The organism is Desulfoconvexum algidum (assembly GCF_055382125.1).
The window spans coordinates 3,433,218-3,448,194 of sequence record NZ_AP042394.1; the positions used below are offsets into that span (position 1 = coordinate 3,433,218).

Below are 14,977 nucleotides of genomic sequence, written 5' to 3' on the forward strand. Positions count from 1 at the left end.
GGTTAGATCAGGAATCGGACATTTCGGTTTGTCCGGAAACGTGATTACAAAAGATCACGGGGCTACTGTCATTCTTGGATCTCTGGTTACCACCGCTGAATTGATTCCAACAGTGCCTCTGATAGAGAATTCATTCATTCTGTAAAAGATTTCAACAATTATTTATCATTTTGTAAAAAAAGCTGTCACTTCTTGTAATCAAATAGCTATTGATCCGTCTTTGAATTTGTAGGCACAATCGAAAAGAATAAAAAAAATATGGTATACTTTTTTGAATGAAAATCTATCTGTCTACAGCTTTGTTAAAATAGCATCTCCCATTTTTTTGTACTAACCCATTATTCCTTTTTTCCCAACCCTGAAATATTTTATCCTGCCGCTAAGCCTGTGCACATTTTTATCCCCAAGGTGAAAGCCTCAAAAAATCATCTAATATGCTGTAAAAGACTCCAGTTCTATTACCATTTTAACCACCTGTCGAAATGGAATGAAATATGCATATCTATTTTTACAAATTTCAATAGAGGTCTTGCAGTATATATTTAGAGGAGGTTCAATATGTTGAGTAAAATAAGAATGTCGAATTTTTTGGGGATAGTCCTAATGTCCCTAATGCTTATTCCATTTGCTATTTGTGCAGATGCTGCCAGTGTAGATGAAGGTGGTCTATATTCTTATCGTTTAACGAAAGTAATCCAAGTACCAGGAAGACAGGGAATAGCAACAGATGGAACATATTATTACGTTAGTGGCAGCAGGGCGCTCTATAAATGCGATAAAACTGGAAAAATGATTGTAGAAAATAAAGAGCCATTTAAGACATTCCCAAAAGAAGCCGTGTGCAATCACATAGGAGACATCGATTACTACAATGGAGAGCTTTACATCGGTGCAGAAGAATTCAAGGAAGGGAGAGGCTTCAATATACAAATCGCCATATACGATGCTGAAACGCTGGAATATAAACGTTCCATACCGTTTGATGAAAAATCCGGACAAATTGAAGTATGTGCAATAACGGTAGATCCTATTCGTAAGATAGCTTGGATGGCGGATTGGTGTAACGGTAGATACCTTTATCAGTATGACCTGACGACGGGTACTTATGTTGGCAAATTACACTTACAACCAGTGCCACAGTACCAACAAGGGGTCTATTATTACGAGGGACATTTGTTTATCACGGCAGACGACGGCGATGCTAATTACTGGGAACCTGACCACATGTACAAGGTGAATGCAGATCCCGCGGCTACCTGTGGATTGGTCGAATTGGAGAAGGTATTTAACGAATTTACCCGTACAGGAGAAATCGAAGGCCTGTGCGTTGACCCAAAGACAGGACAGCTGTTAGTCCTGTTCAATAGAGGGACCAAGGTTGTTGAAGGGATGGCTGTAGGTTTTTACACTGGTTATGAGAAAGAGATACATGAGGTGTACATTTACGATATTATTAAATTTCCAAAAAAATAGCAGGGTGCAATGCCTTATCTGTAAATGGCAATAAATTTTGAACTGCAAGACCTCTTCAAAAAATCTTGATAAAGTTACGGAAAGAAAACTGCTATCGCGCTATCCAGATATTGACTGGAAAAAAGCAAAAGGAATGAGGGATATTATTACACATCACTATGCCAATATTAATGCCGAAACAGTATTTTTCACATGCAAAAGAAAAATCCCTGGACTTCTGGATACTATCCAGAGAATTATCCACGAATTGAAATCCTAATTTTTTATATCAACTCAGAATTCCCAGATCAATAAACAACCTACCTTCTCAACAATGAAAATGCTGACGTTGCGACAAGATAAGTCGCTTTTAATATTGTTGGGCTTTGACCCAACCTGCTGTATTACCGGCAGTTTTCTATTTCGGCGTGCATTATCAGTAATGATTTTGTGCGGAGCCCGAAAGAAAATGAAACCCTTGGCTTTTGCCTGGAGAGGGATTCGTGAGAGGAACTCAACTCTGGAAGCATTAATCTGGAAAAAGCGAATGCTACAATAATATAGGTATTCACTGCTGTCAAACAGCCGCCTGAATTCTTTTCCTTAGGATGCGGTCATCAGTGTTTGATCATATCAGCGATCTGGAAGGCCACTTCCAGACTCTGCTCGGCATTCAACCGTGGATCACAAGTGGTATCATACCGGTTATGAAGTTCTTCACTGACAATATTCCGGGCCCCGCCTACACATTCGGTTACGTTCTGACCGGTCATTTCAAGATGGACCCCTCCCGGAATTGTGCCTTCTGCCCAATGGATTTCAAAAAACCGGGTGATTTCCTTTAAAATTTCATTAAAATCCCGGGTCTTGTGCCCTGATTCCGATGTATAGGTATTGGCATGCATGGGGTCGCAGCTCCACACAATATGATAGCCTTCTTTTTTGGTCTCGCGAAGCAGGGGTGCCAGCACTTTTTCAATATTATCACTGCCCATCCTGGTGATCAAGGTCAACCGGCCGGCTTCGTTTTCAGGGTTAAGCGTTTCAATAAGCTGTTTGATATTATCCATATCATAATCCGGCCCGATTTTAACCCCAATGGGATTGAGCACCCCTTTTAAAAATGCCACGTGAGCACCCTCCACCTGTCGGGTCCTCTCTCCAATCCAGAGCATGTGTGCCGAACAGTCATACCAATCCCCGGTGGTGGAATCAATCCTTGTCAATGCCTCTTCATAGGGCAATAACAGGGCTTCATGAGAGGTAAAAAACTGGGTCTGGTTGATCTGGGGAATATCTGTGGGAATACCAATGGTGTTCATGAACTTGATGGCCTTGTCAATCTGTCTGGCCAGGCGGTCATAGGAGCGGCCCATGGGAGATTGAGCCACAAACTCGTGGTTCCAGGCCTGAACCCTGTGCAGGGCTGCATACCCGCCCCGGGTAAATGCCCGCAACAGATTCAAGGTAGACGCTGCCATATAATAGCCTTTGAGCATTAATTTGGGATTCGGAGTCCGGTCTTTGATGGTGGCGTCTATCCTATTGACCATGTCTCCACGATAGGACGGCAACTCAACCCCATCCACCAGCTCTGTATCTGATGAACGGGGCTTGGCAAATTGACCGGCAATCCGGCCGACTTTGATGGTGGGTTTTCCGCCGGCATAGGTCATGACCACGGACATCTGCAGCAATACTTTTAAGGTTTCCCTGATATTGGGGGCAGTAACATGGGAAAAATCCTCTGAACAATCACCACCCTGAAGCAGGAACGCCTCTCCTTTTGAGGCCTTGGCCAGCATCTCTTTTAATGCCCTTATTTCTCCTGCAAAAACCAATGGCGGCAGCAAAGACAGGTTGTTGATGACTTTGTCCAACTTTTCTGGGTCCGGCCAGTTGGGTTGTTGAAGCGCCGTATGATTTGTCCAGCTTGATTTTGTCCATTCTTTGAAAGTTGCCATTTTTTATATTCTCTTTTCTTAAATTAGTAGGTTAAGTATTTAATTTATCAGCCTTACCTTTTTTAGGCAAGGCTGATCATTTCCTAAAAACCACAATTTTTCAAACTGCCGAAAAAACTTTCTGCCGACGCATTGTCCCAACAGTTCCCTTTCCGGCTCATTTCTTTCACAAACGAGGCGTCTGCCTTTTTTAAGATTTCACGCTCCATTTTCAAGGGGTTATTTGGGGCTTCTTGCTGTCGAAAAGGAAGGAGATACTTGCCTGCATATCGGAGAAAGCCATTACCCGTGCAATCGAAAAGGGACTCGATGGTTTGGCAGTCTCTGTCATAAACTCTGGTTGGTTGTCTGAGCGCTCCTTCAAACTGGCTGTTCAAAAAAACCTTCCCCTTTGGGCAAAAACTTGCCGGAGAGGGGGGATGGCAAGAGCATGTCAGAAGCCCCTGGTATTGTAAGGATAATTATGAAAGATCTTTAGAACAGATGAAAACTTCCTTTTTAAAAACCTTTTTATAATGCCCGATGTCTGGTAAAATTGATTTGAATATAGCCTGAAAATCTTAAACAAGGGGATTGTTTTTTTTAAAACCGGCTTTATTTATCATGTTCAAATACTAATTCCGAGCTTTCTTTGAAAGCGATTAACACTGAACCTGCTGATAATAAATATCATGACGATTATTCTAAGGCTCCCAGGACAAATTGACGCTGAAATAAAGAGGTGAAATGTGATTCAAGATATCCGTAATACCCGAACCATTATTTTAAATAGCGGCAGTACTGAAATTAAGAAAGAGGAAATTCGCGACTATTTTCACGCGACATACAGCCTCGATGAACAGCTATATGAAACCCTCAAATATGATGAAAGTTTTTATATCCAAGCAGAGCCACTTCGGCACCCATTGATTTTCTACCTAGGCCATACGGCGTCCTTTTATATCAATAAGTTGATCATTGCAAAACTCATTGATCAACGTATCAACCCCGGGTATGAATCTATGTTTTCAGTTGGCGTGGATGAAATGTCATGGGATGATCTGGATGAATCCCACTATGACTGGCCGACAGTGGCTGAAGTCAAAGCTTATCGGGATAAAGTCCGCACCGTTGTGGATGAGTTAATCACCTCCACGCCACTGGTTATGCCCATTACCTGGGATCATCTGTTTTGGACAATCATGATGGGCATCGAACATCAACGGATTCACCTTGAGACCTCTTCGGTCATTATCCGGCGACTTCCCATCGATCATGTCCGTATGCTCCCTTTATGGGAGATCTGTCCTGACACAAACCCGGCCCCAAAAAATGAGCTGATGCCGGTGGCAGGCGGCCGGGTAAACCTGGGGAAATCCAAGGACAGTCCGCTATACGGCTGGGATAATGAATTTGGCCAACACCAAAAAGATGTTTGGGACTTTTCAGCTTCCAAATACCTGGTTTCCAATCATGAATTTTTGAGCTTTGTGAAGGATAAGGGGTATTCCAAAAATGAGTTCTGGACAGATGAGGGGAGGCGCTGGGTCGATTTTGTGAAAGCCGAACACCCGCTGTTCTGGATCAAAAAAGGGGACACCTACCAGCTTCGGACCATGGTACAGATTATTGAAATGCCCTGGGATTGGCCCGTAGAAGTCAACTATCTGGAGGCCAAGGCGTTTTGTAACTGGCGTGGGGCAGAACACGACCAACCGATTCGGCTTCCCACGGAAGATGAGTGGTATCGATTAAGGGATCTGCACAAGATCCCGGATCAGCCTTACTGGGAAAAGGCACCGGGCAATATCAACCTGGAACACTGGGCCTCATCCTGCCCGGTTACACGGTTTCGTTTTGGCGATTTTTACGACATTATCGGAAATGTCTGGCAATGGACAGAAACCCCAATTACCGGATTTACCGGGTTTAAAGTCCATCCGTTTTACGATGATTTTTCCACCCCTACCTTTGATACCCGGCACAACCTGATAAAAGGCGGTTCCTGGATTTCAACAGGCAATGAGGCCACCCGTGAATCGAGATATTCATTCCGCCGCCATTTTTTCCAGCACGCAGGGTTTCGATATATACAATCCAAACAACCATTGGAGGATCAGCAAGCCATGTACGAAAATGACAGCGCAGTATCACAATATTGTCAAGCGCACTACGGAGAAGACTATTATACGGTTGAAAATTTCCCGTTGAAATGTGCAAAAATGGTTCTTGGGTATATGATAGACCGTCCTAAGAGAAAAGCCCTTGATCTGGGATGTGCTGTCGGCCGTTCGACGTTTGAACTTGCCAGGGAGTTCGCTTCAGTTGACGGTCTTGATTTTTCGGCCCGATTTATCCGAATTGCCTTTCAAATGAAACAAAAAGGCAGTATCCATTTTGAATTACAAGAGGAGGGAGACATTGTATCATACCACGAGAAAAAGCTGGAAATATTTGGTCTGGAGCAGTTCAAGGATAAAGTGGAGTTTTTCCAGGCCGACGCGTCCAACCTTAAGCCTCAGTTCACGGGGTATGACCTTATCCTGGCTGCCAACCTGATCGATAGACTCACCGACCCGGTGAAATTCTTAACCACGATTCACTCTCGACTCAATACCAACGGGCTGCTGGTGCTGACGTCTCCTTATACCTGGCTGGAAGAAGTTACAACAAAAGAAAACTGGGTGGGAGGAATTCGAAAGGATGGAGAACCCTATACAACGCTGGAGGGATTAAAGGATATTCTCAGTCATCATTTCAAAATGCTCGATGCGCCTCGTGATATTGAGTTTGTAATTCGTGAAACCCGGAGAAAATTTCAGCATACAATATCCCAGATGACCGTATGGGAAAAGATAAATTAACAGAGGTCTGACACGCATGCCGGTTAATATTGAAAAACCTTCCAGTATTGACATATCTGCCGGCCAAACCGTTATTGCAAATGCGGGAGAATGGATTCAATACAGCACTCTTGAAACGGATGGTGCAAAATATATCGCTGTTTGCCTGCCTGTTTTTTCACCTGAAACTCGCAATGGAGAATTGTATGGAAAGAGAAGTTGATGTAGCCATTATCGGTGCCGGTACTGCCGGCTTGACCGCCCAGGATATTGTCGTGCAGAAAACTGACAATTACGTGATCATTGATGACGGCCCCCTGGGTACCACCTGTGCACGGGTGGGATGCATGCCATCCAAGGCGCTCATTGCCATGGCAAACGATTTTCACAAGCGTCTTTTTTTTGACGAATACGGCATCTCAGGGGCAAACGCCCTCCAGCCCGTTTATTCCCGGATCATGGCCCGGGTGCGGATGCTCAGGGACGAATTTGCCGGCGGCGTCATCCATGAGATGTCGCCATTCATGGACAAGCTGATCCGAAAGCGTGCCAGGTTTGTCAATCCCAATACCCTGGACTTGGGAGACGAGCGGATTCGGGCCAAGCGCATCATCATCGCTACAGGTTCAAAACCGTGGATCCCGAAAGACTGGCAGCCCTTCAAGGACTTTATCATTGACACAGACCAGTTCTTTGAACTAAAGGAACTGCCCGGAAAAATGGCGGTCTTTGGCCTGGGCCCCATTGGTATCGAACTGGGCCAGGCCCTGCACCGCCTTGGAGTGGAAATCGTCGCCTTCAGCCGACGCAAAACCGCTGGCGGTCTGACCGACCCTGACCTTCAGACCTATGCCTTCGAACATTTTTCAAAGGAGATGAACATCCAGCTGGGTACAGCCGACATCCGCCGCAAGTCAGGAAACAAAATTGTTGTCGGATGTGAAAGCGGAGAATGGACCGTTGACCGGATATTACTGGCCACAGGACGTCGTCCGGCAGTCCAGGGTCTTGGCCTGGAAAATCTGGGGGTTGAACTGGATGACAGGGGTATCCCTCACTTTGATCCTGGTACCCTTCAAATCAAGGACCTACCCGTATTCCTGGCAGGAGATGTCAACGGACACAAGCCCATCCTCCACGAAGCCGCCGATGACGGAACTATTGCCGGACAGAACGCCACGGCTGACAGCATCTGCTGCTTTAAAAAACGTACCCCGCTGGCCATCACCTTTTCATCACCGGACATCGCCATAGCCGGGCTCTCCCACAGGGAGCTGACACACCAGGGAATAGCGTTTGTAACGGGCAAAGCCTCATGGGAGAAACTTGGACGGGCCAGGATGATCCTGGGGAAGGCCGCGGGCATCGGTCGTATCTACGCGGATAAAAAGGACGGCAGGCTTTTGGGGGCAGAACTTATGGCACCAGCCGCCGAGCACATGGCCCATCTTTTATCTTGGGCCGTTGGCGCCGGCCTGACTGCGGCAGATGCCCTGGCTATGCCCATTTACCATCCGGTGCCCGAGGAGGCCTTAAGGTCTGCCCTGGGTCAGATTTTAAAGCAGATGGATGATCCTGCCCCTGATTCCAGACTTGAACCCTGCTGAGGGGACAATGACGACTTGAAGACGGTTTCATAAAACAGAATACCTAATAGTTACAGACACCATTGCTAAAGCCATTATTTTGAACAAAAACCGTCAGGACCGTTGGTTGTCAAAGTGACTTCCTCCAGACCTTGAATGTCACACAGGCGTTTCAAAAATGACATCACTCCTTTTCGAACCAGGGTTCACCTCCTGTCACGCGGACCTTTCGGATTCCCTTCCCGGCACATAATTTAACGACTCGGATCATTTGCTCATAGGTCAGAATTTCACCATAAGGCATGGAGAATTTACAGCCACCAAAAAGAATTACACAAGCTTATTCACGTGTAAAGCCATCTCATCTTCTGATGGAATACCATGGAATCTTGGCGGAATTGACAATAATTTTTCGTTTATGTAAATAATTTTCCATCGCTTTGGACCTGGCGACCCTCCTTGATATTTTTCAGGACTTGACATCATACTATAAGGTTATTAATATTCATACTATGTGGTATGTAATTTAAACATCACGCATTTGGTTATGTATGAATGAATAGTTAAAATCAAGGCAGCGTTGAGATTGGAAAACAAGTGCGATACAAAAATTTTTCAAGAAAGGATACGGTTCCCGGGGCAGTGGGTGGTGAGCCCGTTTGACATTGGAAAAATTAACAAAAAGTTAAACAAACATATGGTCAGGAGTTAAATATATGAAGATTTCGGTTTGTGGTAAAGGCGGCAGCGGCAAAAGCACACTGGTAACACTTTTAGCTAACCAGGCAATTGCCAGAGATTTGGGTGTTCTGGTTGTTGATGCCGATGAATCAAACACGGGGCTGTTCAAACTGCTCGATTTTGACCAACCACCGGTTCCCCTGATGGAATTAGTAGGGGGAAAGAAAAAGATAAAGGATAAGATCGGTCAGAGGGACATTTTCAATGCTAAGCATATCGAGATAGCGGATATCCCTGTGGAATTTATCCAGCGGCACGACGGTCTCAGGCTGGTAAGCATCGGGAAAATCCTGCAAGCTCTGGAAGGTTGCGCCTGCCCTATGGGCGTTTTAAATAGAGAATTTTTAAAAAAACTGCGTCTGGATGCAAACACGATCGCTATTGTTGATATGGAGGCTGGAGTGGAACATTTTGGGCGTGGAATTGACGAAGGAATCGACAAATTGCTCCTAATGGTCGAGCCATCCTTTGAGTCTCTTGAAATTGCGGATAGGATTCAAAAACTTGCTGTCGGCATGCAAAAATCAGTCGCTGCTGTGCTCAGCAAAGTCCCCTCCTCTGAAATTGCCGGGCAGCTGAAAGATAGACTCCGTGACCGGGGCATTAATGTTATAGGTACTCTTCCCAGTGACCCCCTTGTTTTCGAGGCCGGATTTGCGGGTCACGGTTTAAAGAAAGGACCCGCCTTCAATGCCGCCGGTGAGGTTTTGGATGCCCTGCTGTAAGAACGGCCTATGCTGTCGGATCTGATATGCGATGATCGTGTATTTAAACAAATTACCGAAACCCTTTTACCTAGGAGACTAAAATGTGTTTGAGCAACGTATGTATGAATACAGGCGATTTACAAAAGGAAATTATGCAGGATGTGGGCCGTATCGAGGCTGAAGGCGCGGGCTTTTGGCTAACCAATCTGTTCGGTGAAAAAGTTTTTATTGAAGGTTCTATTCAAAGCATTGATCTGGTTGATGAAAACTTGATTATACTCTCTAGTGAAAAGGTCAAGCAATAACTACGTCCGGGTCACGACAGGGTCTTTTTGAACCATGCTGCAATAATAACTTTCAAAATGAATTTATCAGAACCGTCACAAAACTGTCCTCGGATCTGGATGAAATAGTATTGCCATGACGACTCATCCTTAGATTGCCATAGTGGATGTCGCAACAATGCGGCTTTTGATGTCTTACTATTTCGACCTTCGCCGGATAAAAAAGTGTAGAACTAAATTCAACTTGCTGGAATTAAATACGATATAAAATATTCTGACTGGCCTTGTTTTATGGCATATGCCTTGCATCTCAAAGTTCTCAATGCATGCCAATTAAATAAAATGAAGGGTATTGCTTAAAAATAAAATTATCTTTGATAGGACAAAGGACTTATTTATATATGGAAACCTATTTTGATTGTCTACCCTGTTTTATGCAGCAGACCCTTGATGCCGTCCGCATGGTAATTTCGGAAAAACCGGCACAGGAAACTATTCTCAGACAGGTTTTAAAAGCAGTCAGCAAGATGGATTTACAACAGTCTCCGCCTGTCATGGCCCAATATATTCACCGGAAAATTCGAGACCTATCCGGGTGCGATGACCCCTATAAAAAATTAAAAATAAAGTATAATCAATATGCTTTAGACCTTTATCCTGAAATGAAGGCAACCCTATTAGATTCTCCAAACCGGTTTGAAACCGCTGTTCGCCTTGCCATTGCAGGAAATATCATTGATTTTGGGGCCAGTCTGGTAGTGGATCAGACAATGATCAAACAGACCATCCAGTCATCATTTACTGATCCTTTGATCGGAAACACAGATCATTTGTCGAAGGCCGTATCTGAGGCAAATAAGATTTTATTTTTGGGTGACAATACCGGGGAAATTGTTTTTGATCGATTATTGATCGAAATCTTGCCCATGCACAAGGTGATTTATTCGGTCAGGGGGATGCCGGTCCTCAATGATGCAACCATGGAAGATGCTATCCAGACCGGCATGACAGATACGGTTCAGGTTATTAATAATGGGTCGGATGCGCCTGGCACACTTTTAGAAGATTGTTCCAAAGAATTTTTAAAAAATTTTAATGAAGCCGATCTGATCATTGCCAAAGGACAGGGAAATTTTGAAACACTGTCCCATATAAATAAAAATATTTATTTTTTACTCAAAGCCAAATGCCCTGTAATTGCAAACCATATCGGCTGCAAAACAGGTGATGCCATTGTCGGGCGGTTCAAAGATTTTTAAACCAGCCCCCATCGGGACTGGGGGCAATAATGCCAAAGGAGTTTGATATGGTAGTTGTTTACGTCATGTTCTGTCTGGTCGCAATAGTTGGTGTGATACTGGGTATCAAGCTGGCTCAGTTGATCAAGGGAAACAAACAGGTTGAAAAAGAATTGGCCGGTCTTCAATTTGAAAAATTACCAATGGGTACCGTCAAGACGCTTTCCATTCTTCCCTTGATTGATTTTTACACAGATGACCCTTCCTTAAAAACAGAAGCTGGCGTGTCCTATTTTATCCAGGCTGGCGACACAAAAATTTTGATGGATTTAGGGTTTAACAAGGACAAAGAGCATCCCTCCCCCTTGGTATCCAACGCTAAAAAATTAAATGTATCCCTGCCTGACCTGGATTTTATTTTTATCAGCCACCGCCATTTGGATCACATTGGTGGAATGAAGGAACAAAAAACTAAGCAGTTCAGTCTTTCCCAGGGGAAGACAGACCTTCCTCAGATAACCGTTTATTCGCCCACCCGGATCTCACCTTCCCATTGGAACCCCGGACCGAAAGTTGAGGTCATCAATACCCCCTTTGAATTAATCGAGGGAGTTGCCAGTATCGGCAGTATCCCCAGGAACCTTTTTATTTTGGGACACACCCTTGAAAACAGTTTGGCCGTCAATGTGGCCGGCAAGGGGATTGTTTTGATCATCGGATGCGGGCATCAGACCATTGAACGGATTATTGAAAGGGCCCAGGCCCTGTTTGATGCACCCATATACGGCATTATCGGTGGACTGCATTTTCCAGTGAAAACGGGTCGGATCATGCTGGGACCGCTTAACATTCAAAATATTGTCGGAACCCATCGGTTTCCCTGGCAGGGGATAAGAGAACAAGATGTAAAAAATGCGATTCAGGCCGTTAAACAGGTCAACCCGCAATTTGTTGCCCTTTCACCCCATGACAGCTCCGACTGGAGCATTGAATTGTTCAGGGCTGCGTTTCAAGACAAATACCATGATATTAAGGTTGGCCAGAAAATCAGTATTTGATTTTTATCAGCCAGACCATCTACTTTTCCCGTGCCGCCAATGACATTAACGCGTCCCTGAAAATATGATGGTTAAAAAGGATATATAGCATGAAGATAGAAATTATCGGGGCTGAATCACTTGGTGTCAGAGGGTTGTGTTGTTTGGTTGGTGTTGCCGAACAGAAATTCCTCATTGATCCCGGGATTGCTTTGGGGTTTCTTCGCAAGGGCCAGGCGCCCCATCCGGTTCAGGTGGCGGCAAGCGAGGTCATCCGGGAAAAAATCATACAGGCCTGGGGGCTTGCCACGGACATTGTCTTGAGCCATTTCCATGGTGATCATATCCCTCTTGCGGATGCTAACCCCTATCAACTGGATATCGCCAGGGTTGAGAATCTGAATCCAGGGGTCCGGATCTGGACAAAGCCACCCGGTTTTTTATCTGCCAAGGAACAAAAAAGATTTGCAGCCCTCAAAAAACGGCTTGATGCCAGATGGCAGGAGGCAACATCAAAAATCAAGCCGCTGCATTTTTCCATACCTGTACCCCATGGAGAAAGAACAGAACGCAACGAAATGGTGATGATGACCCGGATCGAAGAAAATGACATTGTGTTTGTTCACACCTCGGATATTCAGCTTTTGGATGACGACACGGTTGATCTTGTTCTTGAATGGCAGCCAAATATTCTGCTGGCAGATGGTCCGCCCCTCTACCTTGATCAGTTGAGTTCAAATATGCGCAAACGGGCCTGGCAAAACGCACTAAGGCTGGCCGGTTCGGTGGACACATTGATTCTTGACCATCATTTGATGCGAAGTTTTGAAGGGCTGAAATGGCTGGACAGGCTTTCCTTCGAATCCGGCCGTCAAGTCCTTTGTGCGGCTGATTTCATGCGAGAACCACGCCGCCTTCTCGAAGCGGATAGAAAAAAACTTTATGACGAGACGCCGGTCCCTTTGGGATGGCACCATGATTATGCGCTAGGGAAAGTTAGCACAAAAGACTTTCAACAATTCAGACCCAGACAGATAAAAACCTTTGACAGAAATCAAACATAAAAAGAACTGCCCAATGGGCAGTGAAACAATGGAGGAAAAAATGACAAAAGTAGCAATAATTCGTTGTGAAAAAAATGAAACAAGGTGCCCTTTAACAAGTTGTTTTAATTGTCTTGCTGAAAAAAAAGAGGGCTTTATCGGGTATGATGACTGCACACTCACTGGTGTTTTTACGTGTCGGTGTCCAGGTGATAACCTATCAGACTTAGCTAAAATACTTAAATCAAAAGGAGCAGAGGTTATTCATTTTTGTACCTGCATGTTTGCAAAAAAGACAGAGGATGGATGGGATGCCACTCATAATGGTTTTTGTGAGAATATTGATACTTTGATTGAACAAGTGAACACGGCGACCGGTCTTCCATGTGTCAAAGGAACTGCACATCTGCCAAAGGGCTATGAAATAAAAATTTGGAAATAAAAATCGGTGAAAATGGTGCCCGTTGCCATGGCAGCAAATTTGTACTTGAAAAAGTATAATTTTTTCAAGTACAAATTTTTCATGTCTTTATCCTGAGGGTATTCACTCCCCATTAAGCATTTCAATTTCATTTCGTTTTCTCATATCAATGGCATTTTCCGGACACATCGGAACACAAACCCCGCACCCATAGCAACGCTCCGAATCAAAAAAAAGTCCATTATCTGTTAAATTCCTTGCCTTAAACGGGCAATTTTCAGCACAAAGGCCACAGTCTGTGCATAAGGTTTCATTGGTGACTGCAATGAATTCTGAATGTACCACCAACTCGTTCCGATTGTATTTAATCAGTAATTGCAAATCATGACAGCAGCACGAGCAGCAATTGCACAATGCAAAAACTTCCTGGTCCGGTCGATATAAACTCATATGAACAAGACCTGCCTCTGCCGCACTGTTCAGAACCTTTTTAGCCTCATTAAAATCAATTCTTCGGGCTACCTTTTGTTCAACTGCCTTATCGGCAACATCATTGAGTAAAAAACAGACCTCTTTGGGTTTATCACATTGATAATGCGTCCGGCAGGAACATGCGGTTAGAGCAAAGGTATTGGCCTGTGCGAGTATGGATATGGCCTGTTGTGTCGGCATCACCCATTGTCTGGCTTCAAGGGATTTATTAATGGGAATTACTCTGGATGTATAGGCAATTTTACTGTTGCCAAACCATCTATCGTAGCGATTGGAATACTTTGATAAATATGAATCCATACATTACTCCCAGGTTTAAGTCACATTTCCGGCAATTGTATTGCATTTAATTAACCATAATTTCAGTATAAATACATCCCCTGATCAATACCGTGGAAAAAAAACACAAATGTATAAAAGAAACAAGAAGTGGGTCGAATTAGATCTTTAATTTAATATCCAGCACCGGAGTACCGCTGATTGCGTCCAGTCCCTTAACGGTCAACATAGTGCCTCTGATTTTCATAAGTGTTACGTTCTGGATACCGATTCTGGAGAGCCTGTCCGGGGATCTGGATGCAAACACGCCAACGCGTTTACCATCAAGTCCCCGGTTAAAAAGAGTTTTCACCGAACGGGATTTATGCAGGTAATAAACAATTGTAATCTCAGGCTCTTCATCAAGCCCGTACATGAATTGCTTTTGGGAAGGGAAAAGCTCAATTTTGGAAATCGTGCCGGTCCCCGTTCTGCCAAACGGGGTGTTATCTCTTTCCAAATCGTTATGAACAATGCCAATGGGATAAATACTAACAGGCATTTCCTCACCGAATAAACATTTACAGCACACTTGACGGTCATCGATAGCAAACAGGTCATTATCGGTACACACGGCATTGCAATCAGCACAATGAAATATTTTAGCAATTTTAGGTTCGATGGTAATTGTCTCCTCCCTATGCATTGTTAATAAACAATACAATAAATACAGCAATATTTAATCCAAAACTAATTTTTCACTTCTTTTATTATACAGATAGGTTTAAAAAAGGAATATGCCAACCATTTTTTTACATTTTGTAAAAAAAACGAACGCCCTTATTTTTTATTTTAACACTTTTACTTATTGAAAAAATACACCAAGGTTGCATTATTGCAGTGAAAATTTGTCTTTTTGGCCTTAGGACCGC

14 protein-coding genes are annotated in these 14,977 nt (G+C 44.0%); 11 read left to right on the top strand and 3 right to left on the bottom strand.

What is annotated here, in order from left to right:
- Positions 1-558: 558 nt before the first annotated feature.
- Both ACZ45G_RS15720 and ACZ45G_RS15725 read left to right on the top strand, forming a co-directional pair.
- Positions 559-1,473, top strand: coding sequence for a YncE family protein (locus tag ACZ45G_RS15720; protein WP_464179783.1), 915 nt, complete (start codon positions 559-561; stop codon positions 1,471-1,473).
- A gap of 37 nt (positions 1,474-1,510) precedes the next feature.
- On the top strand, positions 1,511-1,732 hold the full coding sequence (locus ACZ45G_RS15725) for a HepT-like ribonuclease domain-containing protein (protein ID WP_464179786.1): 222 nt from the start codon (positions 1,511-1,513) through the stop codon (positions 1,730-1,732).
- Between the two features lie 337 nt (positions 1,733-2,069).
- On the opposite strand, the gene ACZ45G_RS15730 is transcribed toward ACZ45G_RS15725, so the two are convergent.
- Positions 2,070-3,416 carry a class II 3-deoxy-7-phosphoheptulonate synthase gene (locus ACZ45G_RS15730; protein WP_464179789.1) on the bottom strand — a complete coding sequence of 449 codons (1,347 nt, stop codon included), beginning with the start codon at positions 3,414-3,416 and terminating at the stop codon, positions 2,070-2,072.
- Positions 3,417-4,144: 728 nt separating this feature from the next.
- Between ACZ45G_RS15730 and ovoA the strand changes: the two genes are divergently transcribed.
- The 9 genes from ovoA to ACZ45G_RS15775 all read left to right on the top strand — a co-directional run bounded on the left by ovoA (position 4,145) and on the right by ACZ45G_RS15775 (position 13,316).
- Positions 4,145-6,259 carry a 5-histidylcysteine sulfoxide synthase gene (ovoA, locus tag ACZ45G_RS15735; RefSeq protein WP_464179791.1) on the top strand — a complete coding sequence of 705 codons (2,115 nt, stop codon included), beginning with the start codon at positions 4,145-4,147 and terminating at the stop codon, positions 6,257-6,259.
- A gap of 16 nt (positions 6,260-6,275) precedes the next feature.
- On the top strand, positions 6,276-6,461 hold the full coding sequence (locus ACZ45G_RS15740; RefSeq protein WP_464179793.1) for a hypothetical protein: 186 nt from the start codon (positions 6,276-6,278) through the stop codon (positions 6,459-6,461).
- The gene (locus tag ACZ45G_RS15745) at positions 6,445-7,845 is read left to right on the top strand and encodes a dihydrolipoyl dehydrogenase (RefSeq protein ID WP_464179796.1); all 1,401 of its coding nucleotides are present in this window, start codon (positions 6,445-6,447) and stop codon (positions 7,843-7,845) included. The genes ACZ45G_RS15740 and ACZ45G_RS15745 overlap by 17 nt, the downstream gene beginning before the upstream one ends.
- A gap of 695 nt (positions 7,846-8,540) precedes the next feature.
- Positions 8,541-9,290, top strand: a complete 750-nt coding sequence (locus ACZ45G_RS15750) for an ATP-binding protein (RefSeq protein WP_464179798.1) — start codon at positions 8,541-8,543, stop codon at positions 9,288-9,290.
- Positions 9,291-9,373: 83 nt separating this feature from the next.
- Positions 9,374-9,577 carry a CooT family nickel-binding protein gene (locus tag ACZ45G_RS15755; RefSeq protein WP_464179800.1) on the top strand — a complete coding sequence of 68 codons (204 nt, stop codon included), beginning with the start codon at positions 9,374-9,376 and terminating at the stop codon, positions 9,575-9,577.
- Positions 9,578-9,957: 380 nt separating this feature from the next.
- On the top strand, positions 9,958-10,815 hold the full coding sequence (locus tag ACZ45G_RS15760) for a damage-control phosphatase ARMT1 family protein (RefSeq protein WP_464179802.1): 858 nt from the start codon (positions 9,958-9,960) through the stop codon (positions 10,813-10,815).
- A 47-nt stretch (positions 10,816-10,862) separates the two neighbouring features.
- Positions 10,863-11,852 (top strand): MBL fold metallo-hydrolase, encoded by a 990-nt coding sequence (locus tag ACZ45G_RS15765; protein ID WP_464179804.1) that lies wholly within the window; start codon positions 10,863-10,865, stop codon positions 11,850-11,852.
- A gap of 89 nt (positions 11,853-11,941) precedes the next feature.
- A complete protein-coding gene (locus ACZ45G_RS15770) occupies positions 11,942-12,895 on the top strand; it encodes an MBL fold metallo-hydrolase (protein ID WP_464179806.1) in 954 nt (317 codons plus the stop codon).
- A gap of 40 nt (positions 12,896-12,935) precedes the next feature.
- Positions 12,936-13,316 carry a CGGC domain-containing protein gene (locus ACZ45G_RS15775; RefSeq protein WP_464179808.1) on the top strand — a complete coding sequence of 127 codons (381 nt, stop codon included), beginning with the start codon at positions 12,936-12,938 and terminating at the stop codon, positions 13,314-13,316.
- A gap of 102 nt (positions 13,317-13,418) precedes the next feature.
- On the opposite strand, the gene ACZ45G_RS15780 is transcribed toward ACZ45G_RS15775, so the two are convergent.
- Together ACZ45G_RS15780 and ACZ45G_RS15785 are read right to left on the bottom strand one after the other, a co-directional pair.
- Complete coding sequence (locus tag ACZ45G_RS15780; protein WP_464179810.1) at positions 13,419-14,087, bottom strand: ATP-binding protein; 669 nt, start codon at positions 14,085-14,087, stop codon at positions 13,419-13,421.
- 139 nt (positions 14,088-14,226) lie between these two features.
- The gene (locus ACZ45G_RS15785; RefSeq protein WP_464179812.1) at positions 14,227-14,607 is read right to left on the bottom strand and encodes a TrmO family methyltransferase domain-containing protein; all 381 of its coding nucleotides are present in this window, start codon (positions 14,605-14,607) and stop codon (positions 14,227-14,229) included.
- Between the last annotated feature and the right edge of the window lie 370 nt (positions 14,608-14,977).